We start from the raw sequence: 17,596 nt of genomic DNA, 5'->3' as shown, positions 1-17,596 counted from the left end.
ATAGTATCAGAAAGGGAGATACAATAATATGTTTGGTACGAGAGATCTTGGTATAGATTTAGGAACAGCTAATACGTTAGTTTTTATAAAAGGTAAAGGTATCGTTGTAAGGGAACCGTCTGTTGTCGCTTTACAAACAGATACAAAAAACATTGTCGCAGTCGGTAATGATGCAAAAAACATGATTGGTCGTACGCCAGGAAATGTAGTAGCATTACGTCCTATGAAAGACGGTGTTATTGCTGATTACGAAACAACTGCAACGATGATGAAATATTACATAAAAAAAGCGCTCAAAAACAAAGGAATGTTTGCTCGTAAGCCGTACGTAATGGTATGTGTACCGTCAGGCATTACAGCTGTAGAAGAGCGTGCAGTAATCGATGCAACGAGACAAGCAGGAGCACGTGATGCTTATACGATTGAAGAACCATTTGCTGCAGCAATCGGTGCTAACTTACCGGTAATGGAACCAACAGGGAGTATGGTTGTTGATATTGGTGGAGGTACAACAGAAGTAGCAATCATCTCTTTAGGTGGTATCGTTACGAGCCAATCGATTCGCGTTGCTGGAGATGAAATGGATGACGCGGTTATTTCATACATCCGTAAGCATTACAACTTAATGATTGGTGAACGAACAGCTGAGCAGTTAAAATTAGAAGTAGGCTCTGCTGGCGACACGGAAGGCATTGAACCGATGGATATTCGTGGACGTGACCTATTAACTGGTTTACCGAAAACGATTGAAATTTCTGCTGATGAAGTGGCAGATGCATTAAAAGATACAGTAACAGCTATTGTTGACTCTGTAAAAGCGACGTTAGAACGTACACCGCCAGAATTAGCAGCAGATATTATGGACCGTGGAATTGTCCTAACTGGAGGCGGTGCGCTACTACGTAATTTAGACAAAGTAATAGCAGAAGAAACAAAAATGCCTGTTTTAATTGCAGAAAACCCATTAGATTGTGTTGCAATCGGAACTGGTAAATCGTTAGATTATATTGATCAATTTAAGAAAAAAGCAAAAGATTATCGTTAAATAAAGAAGGTGTGAAAAAGTGCCACAATTTTTCCTTAACAAAAGATTGATCATCTTGTTAGTGAGCTTAATTTTTCTAGTGGCATTAATAGGTTTCTCTTTAAAAGAACGGGACGGATTAACATGGCCTGAACAATTTTTAAAAGATACGACCGGTTTTGTCCAAAACATTTTCTATAAGCCCGCACATTACGTCGCGGGTTTCTTTGAGAATGTTGATCAACTGAAAAACACTTACGAGGAGAACAAAATTCTTCGTGCTAGACTAGAAGAATACACGCTCTTAGAGACGCAAGTTCAACAGTTAGAAAAAGAAAACAGTGAATTTAGAGAGCTAGTTGGTGAAGTAGAAACGTTGCGTGATTACGATCCTACTCCAGCAACCGTTATTGGGCGTAACCCAGACCAATGGCGCGAGCAAATTATTATTAACAAAGGGAAACAAAACGGCATCGAGCAAAATATGGCCGTAATCACGGCAAACGGACTAATTGGTAAAGTAAAAGCTACCACACCATTTACTTCTACTGTTCAACTGTTAAGTTCGTTAGACCCGCAAAATAGAATCTCTGCCTACGTTCAAACAGAGGGAGAAACGGTTTTCGGTTTAATTGAAGGCTGGGACGAAGAGCGAGGGGCTTTACTATTAAAACGAATTAAGCATGATATGGATATTGAAGAAGGTCAAAAAGTATTAACGTCAGGTCTTGGTGGGATTTTCCCAGAAGGGTTATTCATCGGTGAAGTGTTAGAAGTAGTTCCGGATGAGTACGGTTTAACAAAAATGGCATACGTGCTTCCAGCTGCAGATTTTTACGATATTAGACAAGTGATGATTGTGAAAAGAAACATGGTATCAGAACTTGATTCGTTTGAGGTTGAAGAAGAAGTTGAGGAAGAGGAAGAAGACCTAGAGGAGGAAGCGGAGTGAGGAAATATTTCTTACCACTTATCATCCTATCGCTGTTCATCTTAGATAGTATTTTCATTGATGTCACTCCTCTCCGTCAAATGAATGAAGAATGGATTATCGTTCCAAGATTAATCATTATTTCTCTTATACTAGTAACCATTTTTGCTAACGAGTCGTATGGACTTGTATATAGCTTTCTTTTCGGTTTATTGTATGACGTTGTATATACCGACATTATTGGAATATATATGTTTGCTTTCACCGTTATGTCTTATATTGTTTCTAAAATAATGAAAATCGTACACGCAAACGTTGTCGTTGTGTTTTTTGTAACACTAATAGGGATTACACTTGTCGAATATTTTGCATATGGAGTTCATTCCATTATTGGTAGTACAAGGATGGTACAGCAAGAATTTTTGCTATTACGTTTAGTACCAACATTAGCGTTTAATGGAATAGCGACAATTCTCCTAATGTATCCTTTAAAGAAATTTTGTGAAAAACTTATTTATTATGAAAATGAAGATTAATATTATTTAGTTTAAAACGAAGTCTTTCTTTTTTTTATTTTTTCTATACAATTAAATTAGGAGTAGGAAAAAGGATTTACGATTCCTTGTGTCGAATTGGTTATACGTTGAGGTGAACGTCGTGAGTAAACAAAAACAACAGTATGTAACAATAAAGGGAACAAAAGAAGGACTTACGTTGCATCTCGATGATACGTGCTCGTTTCAAGAATTAGTAGAAGAAATAGAACGGAAGCTAACATCGAATAGCAACCAAGATGATTCTCCATTGCTAGGAGTCCGGCTGAAAGTCGGTAACCGATATGTAACAAATAAACAAAAAGAAAAACTACGAGATATTATACGCAGCAAGAAAAATCTTATTGTAGAATCAATTGAGAGTAATGTCGTAACAAAGGAAGAAGCATTAGCGTGGAAGCGTGAATCTGAAATTGTTACTGTCGCGAAAATGATTCGATCGGGGCAAGTTCTGGAAGTGGAAGGAGATCTTCTATTAGTAGGAGATGTAAATCCAGGAGGAACGGTGAAAGCAGGAGGAAATATATTTGTAATGGGCTCCTTACGAGGAAGTGCCTATGCTGGACAAGCTGAAAAAGATGATGCCATCATAGCAGCAAGTATTATGAAGCCAACACTGCTTTCCATTAGTGATACGATTAATCGCGCGCCAGACTTATCGGAACAGCTAGAAGGATCGAATGAGATGGAATGCGCCTATATTCTAGATAAGAATATTGTCATTGACCGCTTACAAATGCTTTCGCATCTAAGACCGATGTTAACAAGGCTTGAAAGGAGAATGTAACAAGTGGGAGAGGCTATTGTAATTACTTCTGGTAAAGGTGGAGTCGGTAAAACGACGACAAGTGCAAATATTGGAACAGCTCTAGCATTATCGGGAAAAAGAGTATGTTTAATCGATACAGATATAGGATTACGTAATTTAGACGTAGTCATGGGGTTAGAAAACCGCATTATTTACGATTTAGTAGACGTAGTAGAAGGACGATGCAAAACACATCAAGCCTTAATTACAGATAAACGTTTTGAATGCTTAAAGCTTTTACCAGCAGCCCAAACTAGTGATAAAACTGCTGTAAAACCGGAGCAAATGAAAAAATTAATAGACGAATTAAAGCAAGACTATGATTATATTATTATTGATTGCCCAGCTGGTATCGAACAAGGATTCCAAAATGCTATCGCTGGAGCGGACCGTGCCATTGTTGTAACAACGCCAGAAATATCTTCTGTTCGTGATGCGGATCGAATTATCGGTTTACTAGAAAAAGAGGACCGTATCGAACCTCCAAAACTAGTAATCAATCGTATTCGTAACCATATGGTAAAAAATGGCGAAATGTTAGATGTAGACGAAATCGTTTCTATTTTAGCAATTGATATTATTGGAATTGTCGCTGATGACGATAGTGTTATTCGTGCATCTAATAGCGGGGAGCCAATTGCAATGGACCCAACGAGCAAAGCGTCCATCGCATATCGAAACATCGCAAGACGCATTTTAGGTGAATCGGTTCCACTACAATCGCTAGAAGACGACAATAGAGGCGTTATGTTCAAACTCAAAAAATTCTTTGGTGTACGATAATACAAAAACAATTAAAAGCGACTTTCACATTTTGTGAGAGTCGCTTTCTTTACGTCCTGTAAAGGCAATTATTTAAAATGGATAGGTGCAAGAGAAAGAATAGCATGCCGTGAATAAATTTGCATCAGGCGAGATGAAATAGGTGGTTCGATGTGAATTAAAACAGCGAGTGAAACGGACTAGCTAAACGTATAACAATAATCAATGTTGTCTATAATTAAATGCTATTTTTCTAAACACGTCTATTTTCAGCTAGACCCTCATCCAAACAAAACAAAATTTCCTCCAAGGCTTGGTCATATTAGAGCCGGACAAGTCATATGATGGTACAAACAAAGCGGGGGGAAGGGGTCTATATGAACGATCGAGTTAAAGAATTTAAAAAAAGAGCGGCGAAACGAAAACACGATCGCTTAAACAACCGTGTCAAACAAAAACAAATAACGTCATACGTCATGAAAGAAGACGAAAAATATGGAGGACAAACATCGTACACTTCCGTATACGAAGGTGGAGGCTCGAACGAACATCCGCTCTTTCATAAAGAAGTCTTTTTATTTAAAGTATTAGCTTCCGCAATTTTAGTACTAGTTATTGCTATTATGTTCAAACAACCACAAGCAGTATTAGATAAACCACGTCAATTTGTGGAACGTTCCATGGAAGAAAGCTTTCAATTTGCAGCCTTTACGAATTGGTATGAAAATCAATTTGGTGATGCTTTAGCACTCTTTCCTGGAACAGGTTCCAAGTCAAGTAACGAGCAAACAGACATTCAATATGCCGTGCCAGCATCAAGTAGAGTGATGGAAAATTTTGAAACGAACGGTCAAGGCATTATGGTCGAAACAGACGTGCATGCTCCCGTAACTGCTATGAACGAGGGCTGGGTTACATTTGCAGGCAATAAATCAGATACAGGAACAACGGTTATTCTACAACATGTCGACGGCTCTTACAGCTGGTATGGACAGTTAGGAAGTGTCGATGTAAAACTATTTGACCTTGTACCAAAAGGAACAGAAGTAGGAAGAACGAGCGCATCAGAAGATGGAACGAAAGGTGTTTTTTATTTTGCCATTCAAAAAGACGATCAATTTATCGATCCTACACAGGTGATATCATTTGAATAGATACGTTAACGTATTACGAAAAATTCATATTCATCCGGTTTTTTGGGCGATTATCGGATTATCCATCTTAACTGCGAAGTTTTGGGAACTACTTCTTTTGTTTTCAATCGTTCTTGTTCACGAACTAGGACATGGGTTTGCAGCAGCTCATTTTAAATGGAAAATAAAACAAATATTACTATTACCTTTCGGCGGTGTCGCGGAAATGGAAGAACACGGGAATAGACCAGTTAAGGAAGAAGTTATTGTTATCTTAGCTGGTCCATTTCAGCATGTGTGGCTTGCTATTCTCGCATATTTCCTATATATCGGGGAAGTCATTACCCTACAAACATTTGAAATGTTTTTTAGTTTTAATGTGATGATTCTCGTCGTAAACTTATTGCCAATTTGGCCGCTAGATGGTGGAAAGCTATTATTTATTCTCTTAAGCAAGTACTATGCCTTTTCGATTGCACATGAAAAAGCATTGCGCTTTTCTTTTTTCTTTCTAATTGCTTTTTCTATTTTATATTTAATCGTTGCACCGCTACACTTAAACGTTTGGATTATCGTAGCCTTCCTTCTTTTTTCATTAATTCAAGAATGGCGACAGCGTCATTACGTGTTTATTCGTTTTTTACTTGAAAGGTATTACGGAAGGAAAAATGAGTTTACGAGCTTAAAGCCAATTGTTGTAGATGAAAAGGATAAGTTATTGCAAGTGCTGTATCAGTTTAAACGTGATTGTAAACATAGTATCGTCGTTATGAAAGGAAACGCGAAACAAGAACCACTTGATGAAAATGAATTATTACACGCTTATTTTGCGGAAAAGTTGACGTCGATTAATATTGGAGATATTCTGTATTCATATTAATCGAGGTAGTGAGGAACTATGGAAAAAGAAATTTGGATGAACGTAAGTGGAACGGAAAAGCGTATTGCAATAAAAGAAAAAGATAAAGTGGTAGAATTTTTCATCGATCGACCAACGTTAAAAAAGACAGAAGGAAATATTTATATAGGTCGGGTCATAAAAGTATTGCCAGGGATGCAAGCAGCCTTTGTCGACATTGGGGGCAAGGACCCTGGCTTTCTTTATCGTGATCATATCGCATCCTATCAAGTTTCTACTCTTAAAAGATCTGAGAAGGAAAAGACGAGTATTTCAAAATGGATACATGAAGGAGAAGCGGTTGTCGTTCAAGTTGTGAAAGAGGGAGAAGGAACGAAAGGCCCTAAATTAACTGGGTTAATTGAGTTTCCTGGGGAATATATCGTTTACCAACCATTTGGACGATTCAAATCAGTTTCTAAAAAAATGAATAAGGATGAACGAGAAAAGTGGCGATTGCTAGCTAATTCTTGGTGCACGAAAGAAGAGGGCATCATTATTCGAACTTCATCTGAGGGGAAACAAGTGAACGTTGTGGAACAAGAGCTACAACAGCTTCAACAGGAGTACATAGAAATTCAAAAGAAGGCGGACTATCCTTCCAAAGTGCCTCAACTTTTAAAAGAAGACCAAAATATCGTAAAAAAGGTTATTCGTGATGTCCAAAAGGAAGAGATTAGCCGAATTGTAGTCGATGACAGTGACACGTTTCAATGGTTAAAAAAGCATGAATACAATGTCCAGTTTTATTCTGGCAAGGAAAATATTTTTTCAAAACATGGAATAGAGGAAGAGTTAAATAAAGCACTAAAGCGAATCGTTTGGTTGCCGAGTGGAGGCTACATCATTATTGAACATACGGAAGCGATGACGGTAATTGATGTTAACTCTGGAAAGTATACTGGAAAAACAGAGCGAGGGGCGACCTTTTTAAAAGTAAACGAAGAAGCCGCTCGAGAAATCGCCAAGCAGCTTCGTTTACGTAATATCGGTGGGATTATTATTATCGATTTTATTGAAATGAAACATGAAAGTGAACGGGAAAAGGTGTTAGCTGCTTTTAAAGAAGAAATAAGAGCAGATCGCGCAACGGTCATTCCTGTCGGTTTTACACAGTTAGATTTATTACAAGTTACGAGAAAAAAAATTCGCGAACCGTTAACCCAGCTGTTAATGGATAAATGTAACTGTTGTAATGGTGCTGGAATGGTTAACTCCGTAGAGACCGTTGTATATAAATTAGAACGGGAAATTGCAGAGCAAAAAGGAAAAGATATAGAGGCGTTTGTTATTGAAGCATCAACAGACGTAATTAAAATGCTTCCTAAACAAGTTCTACCGTACCAAATTTACTTTCACCCAGTGGAAAAAAATCCGTTTTACAACATTCGCTTTGTTGGTAGTGAAGAAGAAGCAAAGAATCGAATACAATCGTTGAAACATATTGACTAAAAGCTTTATATTATGCTATGATGTTCTTTGTTAGTTTGTAGCGCACCGTGCTACAACCGCTCAGTTAAGGTTTACAAGGATAACATTCGTGTTAGACACCTGACACTGGCGAGTCTGAGTCTATGAGGAGGTGCAAGTATGTACGCAATTATCGAAACTGGTGGTAAGCAAATCAAAGTAGAAGAAGGTCAAGTAGTCTACATTGAAAAGCTTGATGCTGTTGAAGGTGATACAGTTACTTTTGACAAAGTTCTTTTTGTTGGTGGCGAAAACGTTAAAGTTGGTAGTCCAGTAGTAGAAGGAGCTTCTGTAACGGCTAAAGTTGAAAAACAAGGTCGTGCGAAAAAGATCACTGTATTCAAATACAAAGCGAAGAAAAACTACCGTAAAAAGCAAGGTCATCGTCAACCATACACGAAAGTTACTGTTGAAAAAATCAACGCGTAATGTGGTGTAACTAATGGTTAAAGTAAAGATTAGACGAAACGAACATAATGAAATCGAATCGTTTACAATCAGTGGACATGCTAATTTTGCGAAAAAAGGATCAGACATCGTATGTGCTGGAGTATCTGCTGTTTCATTCGGAGCAGTAAATGCTATTATCTCCTTAACCGGAATAACTCCTGCCATTGAGCAAGGAGCAGACGGATTTCTTCACTGTTTGATTCCTACAGATTTAGATGAATCAACAAAAGAAAAAATTCAATTGTTACTTGAAGGCATGCTTGTCTCTCTAGAAACAATTGAACGTGATTATGAAAAATATATAACCATTTCTAAATAGGAGGTGGATCTCAATGTTAAGATTAGATCTTCAGTTCTTCGCTTCCAAAAAGGGAGTAGGTAGTACTAAAAACGGTCGTGACTCTATCTCTAAACGTCTAGGCGCTAAGCGTGCAGACGGTCAGTTCGTTTCTGGTGGATCAATTTTATACCGTCAACGCGGTACTAAAATCTATCCAGGTGAAAACGTAGGACGTGGTGGAGACGATACGTTATACGCTAAAGTTGACGGCGTTGTTAAGTTCGAACGTTTAGGTCGTGACCGCAAACAAGTTAGCGTATATCCTGCAGCTCAAGAAGCTTAAACACTATGATAAAACTCTAGCCGTTTTGGTTAGAGTTTTATTTTTTGCTCTGCGAGATTGTACAGGGGTATATGCAAAGGGTTGAGATGATAAGGCACAGCTAGCGCAATGAATAGTTGTATAGCTAGTTTAGAAAACGAACAAAGGGCTACTATTCTTATAATACATATATTTTTCTTCCCCTTTCTTTGTTATAATTTGAATATACATAGACTTCGAAAAAAGTAGGAGAAATTTTATAATGACTAAACGGGATACAATAGAAATATTGCGCCATACAAGGCACGATTGGTTAAATAAAATCCAATTGATTAAAGCTAATTTAACGCTACAACGATTTGAAAGAATAGATGAATTAATTGAAGAGATCGTGATGGAAGCGCAGCATGAATCATCACTGTCTAACATTAATGCTCCAAAGTTAGCGGAGTTGTTTTTGACGTTTCATTGGGACCCTAAAATGTTCAAGCTAGAATATGAAGTATGGAATAGTGATATCAATCTTGGAGAATTTGATGAAGCGCTATATTATACGTTTATTTCCATGTTTGATATGCTAGAAGAAGTTTTGGACGAAATAAACGATAATAATCTTTTAGTAAGTATTCAAAAGGATGAAAACATAATCCGTTTCTTTTTTGATATAAGTGGAATAATAAAAAAGAAAGCTTCAGTAGAGAAGTGGTTTGCTGAGCAGTCTTTATTCAATGTAGAAAATAAAACGATAAACGAAAAAGAATGTACGTTTGAATGTATATTACACAGTAAGTAGTTTTTTTAATAGTAGATCGGAGTGAAAGAAATGTTTGTCGATCAGGTCAAGATTTATGTTAAAGGTGGCGACGGAGGGAACGGTATGGTTGCGTTCCGTCGTGAAAAATATGTTCCAAAAGGTGGACCAGCTGGTGGAGATGGCGGAAAAGGTGCGGATGTCATTTTAGAAGTAGAAGAAGGATTACGTACGTTAATGGATTTCCGTTATAAGCGCCATTTCAAAGCACCAAGAGGTCAACACGGGATGAGTAAAGGGCAGCATGGTCGTAATGCGGAGCCGTTAATTGTTAAAGTTCCACCGGGTACGGTTGTACTAGATGAACAAACGAAAGATGTAATAGCGGATTTAACGATTCATGGACAACAATTCGTAGTAGCAAAAGGAGGCCGCGGTGGTAGAGGGAATTCTCGATTTGCAACTCCGGCTAACCCAGCCCCGGAAATTTCAGAAAATGGGGAACCCGGCCAAGAGCGAGATGTTATTTTAGAATTAAAAGTATTAGCGGATGTTGGACTAGTCGGATTTCCAAGCGTAGGAAAATCTACATTGTTATCTGTCGTTTCATCAGCGAAGCCTAAAATTGCTGAATATCATTTCACGACAATTGTTCCTAACTTAGGAGTGGTTGAAACAGATGACAATCGAAGCTTCGTCATGGCAGATTTACCAGGACTAATTGAAGGTGCGCATTCTGGTGTCGGTTTAGGACATCAATTTTTACGTCATATTGAAAGAACACGCGTTATCCTACACGTAATTGATATGGCTGGCACAGAAGGCCGTGATCCATACGAAGATTACGTGACGATTAATAAAGAACTGGAAGAATATAATCTTCGCTTAACAGAAAGACCACAAATCATTGTAGCTAATAAAATGGACATGCCAGATGCTGAAGAAAAATTAGCAGAGTTCCGCGAAAAAGTAGGAGAAGATATAACAATATTCCCTATTTCTGCAATTACTCGTTCTGGTGTTCGTGAATTGTTATTTGCAGTGGCAGATGAACTTGAGGATGCGCCAGAATATCCGTTACATGATTTAGAAGAAATTGAACAACGTGTATTATATAAGCATGAAAAAGAAGCTCCACAGTTTACAATCACGAGAGACCCTGCTGGTATATGGGAGCTTTCTGGATTTGAAATTGAAAAGCTATTCCAAATGACGAATTTCGAACGAGAAGAATCGATTCGTCGCTTTGCTCGTCAAATGCGTGGAATGGGTGTTGATGAGGCACTACGTGGAAGAGGAGCGAAGGATGGCGATATCGTTCGTATCATGGAGTATGAGTTTGAGTTTATAGAGTAGAGAAACAGGAAAGAGGGGAGCTTTTGTCCTCTCTTTTCTTTCATATTGTTTATGAAGGGGGGATGGTCATGCTAGATGAAAAGTTTTACTTAGTACGTGAAGATATTTTACCAGAAGCAATGAAAAAGGCAATCGATGCGAAAGAAATGTTAGCGCGTGGAAAAGTACATTCCGTTGCTGAAGCGGTAAAAAGAGTAGATTTAAGTCGCAGTGCTTTTTATAAATATCGGGACGCAGTATTTCCTTTTCATATGATGGTAAAAGAACAAATTACGACTTTGTTTTTTCATTTAGAAGATCAAAAAGGGGCGCTATCTCAGCTACTATCTATCGTAGCTAACGCAGGCTGTAACGTTTTAACCATTCACCAAACGATTCCATTACAAGGAAAAGCGAATGTGACGTTATCTTTAGATATGTCTGGATTAAATGAAGATATAAATTCATTACTAGGAACATTAAAAAAGTTAGAATTTGTTGATAAAGTAGAAGTTTTGAGCTCGGGTGCTTAAGGATGTACATATCCTTAAGCATTTTTTATATTAATTTCCCTCATAGGAAAATAGAATGAAAAGTAAAAATATTATTGCTTTATTAATAGAATCATAGTAATTTTAATATAGAATGATAGCGTTTGCATAAATATTTTTTTTTTGCTGATAATAGCGGTTTTCTTTTATTACTACAATTTGCGCAAACGTTTTCACGATAATTTAAAAATGGAAGGGGTACACGTATGACTAGCAAAAGGTTTCGTAAAGCTTTCTCGATTTTTTTATCGCTTTTATTGTTAATCTCGATGATTCCAAGTTACATACCTACTGTAACAGCGGAAACAGTAAAGAGTCCTGTTATTAGTGAAGATGGGACGATAAGCTTTTTCTATGAAAATAGTGAAGCCGAAAGAGTTCGAGTCGCTGGCAGTTTTACTAACTGGGCAGCCGACGCAATTGAAATGGAACAAGTTGAAGGTGGAATATGGACGAAAAGTATTCAGCTTCCTCCTAATACGTATGAATATAAATTTATTGTAGATGAAGACGTTTGGATTACTGATCCGTTAAACGAAAGTTATCAAAATGGGAACAGTAAGTTCGTTGTATTAGGAGAAGGAAATGAAGAAGAAGACCCCTCTTTACAACGGTATATCGAATTTACTTATGAAAGACAAGATCAAAACTACGAAGGCTGGAATCTTTGGGTTTGGGGTACTGGTGTAAAAGATGACGAAATTCTCTTTTCAGAAATAAAGGATGGGAAAGCGATTGCTAACATTGCTGTCAGTCCTTCCGCTGATAATGTTGGATTTATCATTCGAAAAGGTAATTGGGAGCAGAAAGACATTGATGCTGACCGAAATATTGTATTAAGCAAAAATGAAAACGTTACGAAAGTTCGTGTGCAGAGTGGACAAGAAAGCTTTTTTACCGTTCCAGATATAGTTGGACCTTCGATTGAGAATGGCGATGCGCATTTCTTTTATCGAGATTCAGAGCTTTTTAAAGCAAATGAAATGGAAAGTATAGAAAAAGTGGAGCTTTCTCTATTAGGCGAACGGTACGAAATGACAAGAGATAGCGAAAATGAGTGGTTTCACTTCATTTATGAAAATATCCCACAAGGGGAGCATGAATACAGCTTTTTTGTCACGAAAGATGGCATAACAGAGGAAGTTCTGGATCCTTATAATACTATTGATGGAAAATCAATTATTACACATGGGCAAGTAGATGTTCAATTGACGGGATCTGTACAACCGGATTCAATTAACTATAACGAAAATGCGGTTATAGCTGTCCAAGTGGAATCCGATGAGGAAGTTACATTTCGTGAAGTTTATGTTGATTTATCTAGTATTGGTGGAAGTAATAAAGTAAAGATTGATCGTGAATTAATGGAGATCTCGATTGCGGTGGATCAACATGTTACAGCTGGCACGAAAACATTGCCGATAGTAGCAACAGACCAATTTGGAAACAAACATGAAGCAGAAGTAACACTTGAAGTGAAAGCAAGAACTTTTACAGGTGAAGAAGCTGACTTTGATTGGGATGAGGCAGTTATTTACTTTTTATTAACAGACAGATTTTTTGACGGCGATTCCTCTAATAACGACCCGTACGGAATTGGGTACGATACATCCAAACGAGGAACGTTTCAAGGTGGAGATTTTAAAGGAATTACCCAAAAGCTAGATTATTTAGATGAGTTAGGTATTAATACGATTTGGATTAATCCAATAGTAGAAAATATTAAGTTTGATGTGGGGACTCCAGTGCCAGGAGAACCGTATTATGGCTACCATGGTTATTGGGCTAGTAACTTTAGTGAGTTGAATCCACATTTTGGTACAATGGCTGACTTCCATGAGTTAATTGATGAGGCACATGCACGTGGAATAAAAATTATGGTGGATGTTGTATTGAATCATGCCGGTTACGGGTTAAAGCAATCGGATGCAAAAAATAGTAGTATACCACATTATCCAACAGAAGAAGACCGTGCTCGATTTAGCGGGATGCTCCGTGAAGGGGATAATGTAGGTGATGCAACGGTACGTGGGGAACTGGCTGGATTACCGGACTTTATTACAGAGGATGCGGCTGTAAGAGAACAAATCATTCAATGGCAAGTAGATTGGATTAATAAATCAAGAACAGTTAATGGAAATACGATTGACTATTTCCGTGTCGATACGGTCAAGCATGTAGAAAATACGACATGGCAGGCTTTTAAAAATGAATTAACGAAAGATATGCCACAGTTTAAATTAATTGGAGAATCGTGGGGCGCACATATTAACGATGACCAAGGATATTTAAAGAACGGCATGATGGATTCGTTACTAGATTTTGATTTTAAAAATTATGCTCGTGATTTCGCGAACGGCCAGTTAGAAGCTGTACAAAATCAATTGGAAAATCGTAATAATAAACTATCCAACACAGCTACTTTCGGTCAATTTTTAGGAAGTCATGATGAAGATCGCTTCTTGAAATTAGTAGATGGTGATTTAGGTAAATATCAAGTAGCAGCATCTCTACAAATAACAGCAAAAGGTCAACCAGTTATTTACTATGGAGAAGAGCTTGGCTTACCAGGTGAAAATGATTACCCATACTATACAAATCGACCAAACATGCCTTGGGTTGAAGTAGAAGGTAATGAAGTATTAGAACATTATCAAAAGTTGCTATCCTTCCGAAATGTTAACTCGCAAATTTTCGCAAAAGGTGATCGACAAAAAATAGCAGGGTCTGATCGTGACAAATATTTAATGTTTTCTCGAACTTATAATGATGAACACGTCTTAGTAGGCTTAAATGTTGATAATACGGAAAAACAAGTAGCTCTTCATTTCGACTCAAGTGAAGCTGTCGTAACAGACCATTATGCGAATAAAACGTATACAGCTTCCGAGGAAGGTACTGTAACGATCCCGATTCCAGCTAAAGAGGATGGCGGAACGGTGTTACTTACTTTTAATGGTGACGAATTACCAGTTCCTCTACCGAACGATGCAGGGGAAATAGGTGAAAATACACTTCGTATTCACTATCAACGAACGGACAATAGTTATGAAAACTTAGGGTTATGGTTATGGGGAGATGTACAATCCCCATCTGATAATTGGCCATCTGGTGGGACACCGTTTTTTCCAAATAACGTAACGGACTATGGAGTTTATGTAGATGTACCGATAAAGAGTGATGCGTCTAATATAGGGTTCTTAGTTCTAAATAGAACAAATGGGGATAAAGATGGTGGAGACAAAATAGTACAATTATTCTCATCTGAAATAAATGAAATTTGGATTAAAGAAGGCTCTGACGAAGTATTTTTATACGAACCAGTTGACTTACCAGCAAACACTGTTCGAATTCACTATGATAGAACGAACAGCGACTATGATGGTTGGGCAATGTGGAATTGGGGAGATGTTACTATCCCTTCAGAATCTGCAGGTTCATGGCCGAATGGTGCAACTGATGCAGCTGGTGTAAATAAATATGGTGCATATTACGATATTTCATTAGTGGAAAATGCAGAAACGATTGGCTTCCTTTTTGTTAATAAGGAGACAGGAGCTCAAACTGGTGATATGTCGTTTCAATCACTCGCTCAGCATAAAATGCTCTTCGTAAAAGAAGGAGAAGATGCAGTTTTCACTGACCCTTACGGTGCTATTCCAATTACCCTACAGTCGGGTGAAGTAATTTCTGATAAAAAGATTTCTTTAACGTTCTCTAAAACGGAAGGTCTTGATGTAGAAAAACTTGCGGAAGAGTTGAAGATAAAAGATAACGAAGGAAATGAAGTCTCTTTCACACATATTACGGTTGTAGATAGTAGACGTGTAATCGTGCATGGAGAATTTGATTTAGAAAAAGTTCCGTACGAAATCACATACGGTGAACGTACAATCATCGCAAAAACAGGTTGGCGTCTAATCGATGAGATGTATGGATATGAAGGTAACCTTGGCGCGACATTATACGCCGACGGAACAGCGAGACTAAAAGTATGGTCACCAAAAGCAGATGATGTAACAGTAGTGTTATACGACAAGGATGATCAATTTGAAATAGTAACAGAAATACCGATGGAATTAGGTGACCGAGGAGTATGGTCTATTACTCTATCAAGACAAAATACAGGCCTCAGTAGTCATAAAGGGTATTACTATCACTATCGAATTACACACGGCGAGGAGGCTAAATTAACATTAGATCCTTACGCAAAATCGATGGCTGCATGGAGTCACGAAATGGACTATCCAGTCGGAAAGGCTGCCATTGTGGATCCATCTAACATTGGTCCAGAATTAGACTATGCAACTATTTCAGGATTTGAAAAACGTGAGGATGCGATTATTTATGAAGTTCACGTTCGTGACTTTACGTCTGATCCTAATATTGCTGACGAATTAACTGCACAATTTGGTACATTTGCGTCATTCGTGGAAAAATTAGATTATATCGAATCGTTAGGGGTAACACATATTCAATTGTTACCGGTAATGAGTTACTTCTTTGGTGATGAGCTTAGTAACTATGAAAGAATGTTGCAGTACGCTTCGACAAACACGAATTATAACTGGGGTTATGACCCACATAGTTATTTCTCCTTATCCGGTATGTATTCTGAAAATCCGAATGATCCAGAACTAAGAATAAGAGAGTTTAAAAACTTAATAAACGAAATTCATAAGCGTGACATGGGTGTTATTTTAGATGTAGTATACAACCATACTGCGAGAGTTTCTATTTTTGAAGATTTAGTGCCAAACTATTATCATTTCATGGATGCAGATGGTACTCCGAGAACAAGTTTTGGTGGTGGACGTTTAGGTACGACTCATCAAATGGCAAGAAGAGTGTTAGTAGATTCTATTTTATATTGGGTAGATGAGTTTAAAGTAGATGGCTTCCGCTTTGATATGATGGGAGACCATGATGCAGAAAGTATTCAAATGGCTTTTGATAGAGCAAAAGAATTAAATCCTAACATTGTAATGATTGGGGAAGGTTGGGTAACGTATGCAGGAGACGAAGGAGAGCCTGTTCAAGCCGCTGACCAACAGTGGATGCAATATACAGAGGCAGTAGGAAGTTTCTCCGATGAATTTAGAAATGAGCTCAAGTCTGGTTTTGGAAGTGAAGGACAACCAAGATTTATTACGGGTGGTGCTCGAAACGTACAACAGATCTTTGATAACATAAAAGCACAGCCACATAACTTTGTTGCTGATCAACCAGGTGATGTAGTTCCTTACATTGAAGCTCATGATAACTTAACGCTATATGATGTTATTGCTCAATCTATAAAGAAGGACCCAGATATTGAAGAAAACAATTTAGAAATTCATAAACGTATTAGAATAGGAAATGCAATGGTATTAACTGCACAAGGAACAGCATTTATCCATGCTGGTCAAGAATACGGACGTACAAAACAATGGAGAGCAGAAGCAACAGAGGCTCCGTATAAATCGACTTATATGGTGGACGAAAGTGGTAACCCATTCCTATACCCGTATTTTATTCATGATTCTTACGATTCGTCGGACATTATTAACCGTTTCGACTGGGAGAAAGTAACGAACGATGAATTGTATCCAGTTAATACGGAAACAAAAGATTATACTGCTGGGTTAATTGCTTTACGTAGATCAACGGATGCTTTCACACTCGGTTCAAAAGAGTTAGTAGATGAAAAAATTACAATGGTCGATGCTCCTGAAGTAAGAGAACATGATACTGTTATTGCGTACCGAAATGAAGCAACAAACGGAGATGCGTACTATGTATTTGTTAACGCTGATACCGATGTTAGAACGTTGTCGCTATCTGAGGATTTAACGGGTGGAACTGTACTTGTAGACGATGATGAAGCTGGAATAGTTGAAGTTCCACAACGTTCAGGTTTTGAACTGACGGACCAAAATATTGTATTAGATCCACTTACTACGGTTGTCATAAAAGTAAGTAAACTTAACGATGAAGAAGAGGAAGAAACACCTCCGGGAGAAAATCCGGGGAATGGAAACAATCCAGGGAACGGGAATAATCCGGGTAATGGAAACAACCCAGGAAACGGGAACAATCCTGGTAATGGAAACAGTCCAGGAAACGGGAACAATCCTGGTAATGGAAACAGTCCAGGAAACGGAAACAAACCTGGTAATGGAAACAAGCCAGGGAAAGGTAAAAATGGTGGAGAGACTCCAAAAACAGAAGGTGCAAAACTTCCTAAAACTGCTTCATCCATTTATAACTGGCTTTTTATAGGTGCTATTCTTTTAGCTAGTGGTGGCGGTAGCATTTTTTATCAAAAACGTAGAAAAAATATTTAAT

Annotated in this window: 15 protein-coding genes and 1 other annotated feature; all 15 genes read left to right on the top strand. The window is 37.9% G+C overall.

Going from position 1 to position 17,596, the window contains the following annotated elements; all coding sequences use genetic code 11:
- Positions 1-28: 28 nt before the first annotated feature.
- The 15 genes from O1A01_RS19045 to O1A01_RS18975 all read left to right on the top strand — a co-directional run bounded on the left by O1A01_RS19045 (position 29) and on the right by O1A01_RS18975 (position 17,595).
- Complete coding sequence (locus O1A01_RS19045) at positions 29-1,045, top strand: rod shape-determining protein (RefSeq protein WP_066414368.1); 1,017 nt, start codon at positions 29-31, stop codon at positions 1,043-1,045.
- 19 nt (positions 1,046-1,064) lie between these two features.
- Entirely contained in the window at positions 1,065-1,976 is a 912-nt protein-coding gene (gene mreC, locus O1A01_RS19040; protein WP_270064751.1) for a rod shape-determining protein MreC, read from the top strand.
- Positions 1,973-2,491, top strand: a complete 519-nt coding sequence (gene mreD / locus O1A01_RS19035; protein ID WP_066414363.1) for a rod shape-determining protein MreD — start codon at positions 1,973-1,975, stop codon at positions 2,489-2,491. The genes mreC and mreD overlap by 4 nt, the downstream gene beginning before the upstream one ends.
- 121 nt (positions 2,492-2,612) lie before the next feature.
- Complete coding sequence (minC, locus tag O1A01_RS19030) at positions 2,613-3,296, top strand: septum site-determining protein MinC (RefSeq protein WP_157076618.1); 684 nt, start codon at positions 2,613-2,615, stop codon at positions 3,294-3,296.
- Between the two features lie 3 nt (positions 3,297-3,299).
- Positions 3,300-4,100 (top strand): septum site-determining protein MinD, encoded by an 801-nt coding sequence (minD, locus tag O1A01_RS19025; RefSeq protein ID WP_066414360.1) that lies wholly within the window; start codon positions 3,300-3,302, stop codon positions 4,098-4,100.
- 356 nt (positions 4,101-4,456) lie between these two features.
- On the top strand, positions 4,457-5,233 hold the full coding sequence (locus tag O1A01_RS19020; protein ID WP_066414358.1) for a M23 family metallopeptidase: 777 nt from the start codon (positions 4,457-4,459) through the stop codon (positions 5,231-5,233).
- Complete coding sequence (locus tag O1A01_RS19015) at positions 5,226-6,092, top strand: M50 family metallopeptidase (RefSeq protein ID WP_066414356.1); 867 nt, start codon at positions 5,226-5,228, stop codon at positions 6,090-6,092. Before O1A01_RS19020 ends, O1A01_RS19015 begins: the two co-directional genes overlap by 8 nt.
- An 18-nt stretch (positions 6,093-6,110) precedes the next feature.
- Positions 6,111-7,562: an Rne/Rng family ribonuclease gene (locus O1A01_RS19010; protein ID WP_270064750.1), complete on the top strand. Its 1,452-nt coding sequence runs from the start codon at positions 6,111-6,113 to the stop codon at positions 7,560-7,562.
- Positions 7,563-7,606: 44 nt separating this feature from the next.
- Positions 7,607-7,688 (top strand) — a sequence feature (ribosomal protein L21 leader region).
- Positions 7,689-7,700: 12 nt separating this feature from the next.
- On the top strand, positions 7,701-8,009 hold the full coding sequence (rplU, locus tag O1A01_RS19005) for a 50S ribosomal protein L21 (protein ID WP_066414352.1): 309 nt from the start codon (positions 7,701-7,703) through the stop codon (positions 8,007-8,009).
- 13 nt (positions 8,010-8,022) lie between these two features.
- The gene (locus O1A01_RS19000; RefSeq protein ID WP_066414349.1) at positions 8,023-8,349 is read left to right on the top strand and encodes a ribosomal-processing cysteine protease Prp; all 327 of its coding nucleotides are present in this window, start codon (positions 8,023-8,025) and stop codon (positions 8,347-8,349) included.
- Positions 8,350-8,362: 13 nt separating this feature from the next.
- The gene (gene rpmA / locus O1A01_RS18995) at positions 8,363-8,653 is read left to right on the top strand and encodes a 50S ribosomal protein L27 (protein ID WP_066414347.1); all 291 of its coding nucleotides are present in this window, start codon (positions 8,363-8,365) and stop codon (positions 8,651-8,653) included.
- Positions 8,654-8,894: 241 nt separating this feature from the next.
- Positions 8,895-9,425 (top strand): Spo0B C-terminal domain-containing protein, encoded by a 531-nt coding sequence (locus O1A01_RS18990; RefSeq protein ID WP_066414345.1) that lies wholly within the window; start codon positions 8,895-8,897, stop codon positions 9,423-9,425.
- Between the two features lie 30 nt (positions 9,426-9,455).
- The gene (obgE, locus tag O1A01_RS18985; protein ID WP_066414340.1) at positions 9,456-10,739 is read left to right on the top strand and encodes a GTPase ObgE; all 1,284 of its coding nucleotides are present in this window, start codon (positions 9,456-9,458) and stop codon (positions 10,737-10,739) included.
- A 62-nt stretch (positions 10,740-10,801) separates the two neighbouring features.
- The gene (locus O1A01_RS18980; protein ID WP_094366333.1) at positions 10,802-11,251 is read left to right on the top strand and encodes an ACT domain-containing protein; all 450 of its coding nucleotides are present in this window, start codon (positions 10,802-10,804) and stop codon (positions 11,249-11,251) included.
- Between the two features lie 224 nt (positions 11,252-11,475).
- Entirely contained in the window at positions 11,476-17,595 is a 6,120-nt protein-coding gene (locus O1A01_RS18975) for a pullulanase (RefSeq protein ID WP_270064749.1), read from the top strand.
- The last annotated feature ends 1 nt before the right edge of the window (position 17,596 follow it).

Origin of the sequence: Sutcliffiella sp. NC1, from assembly GCF_027594365.1 — a bacterium.
Taxonomy (GTDB): domain Bacteria; phylum Bacillota; class Bacilli; order Bacillales; family Bacillaceae_I; genus Sutcliffiella; species Sutcliffiella cohnii.
This window is presented reverse-complemented; position numbering and strand designations above follow the sequence as displayed.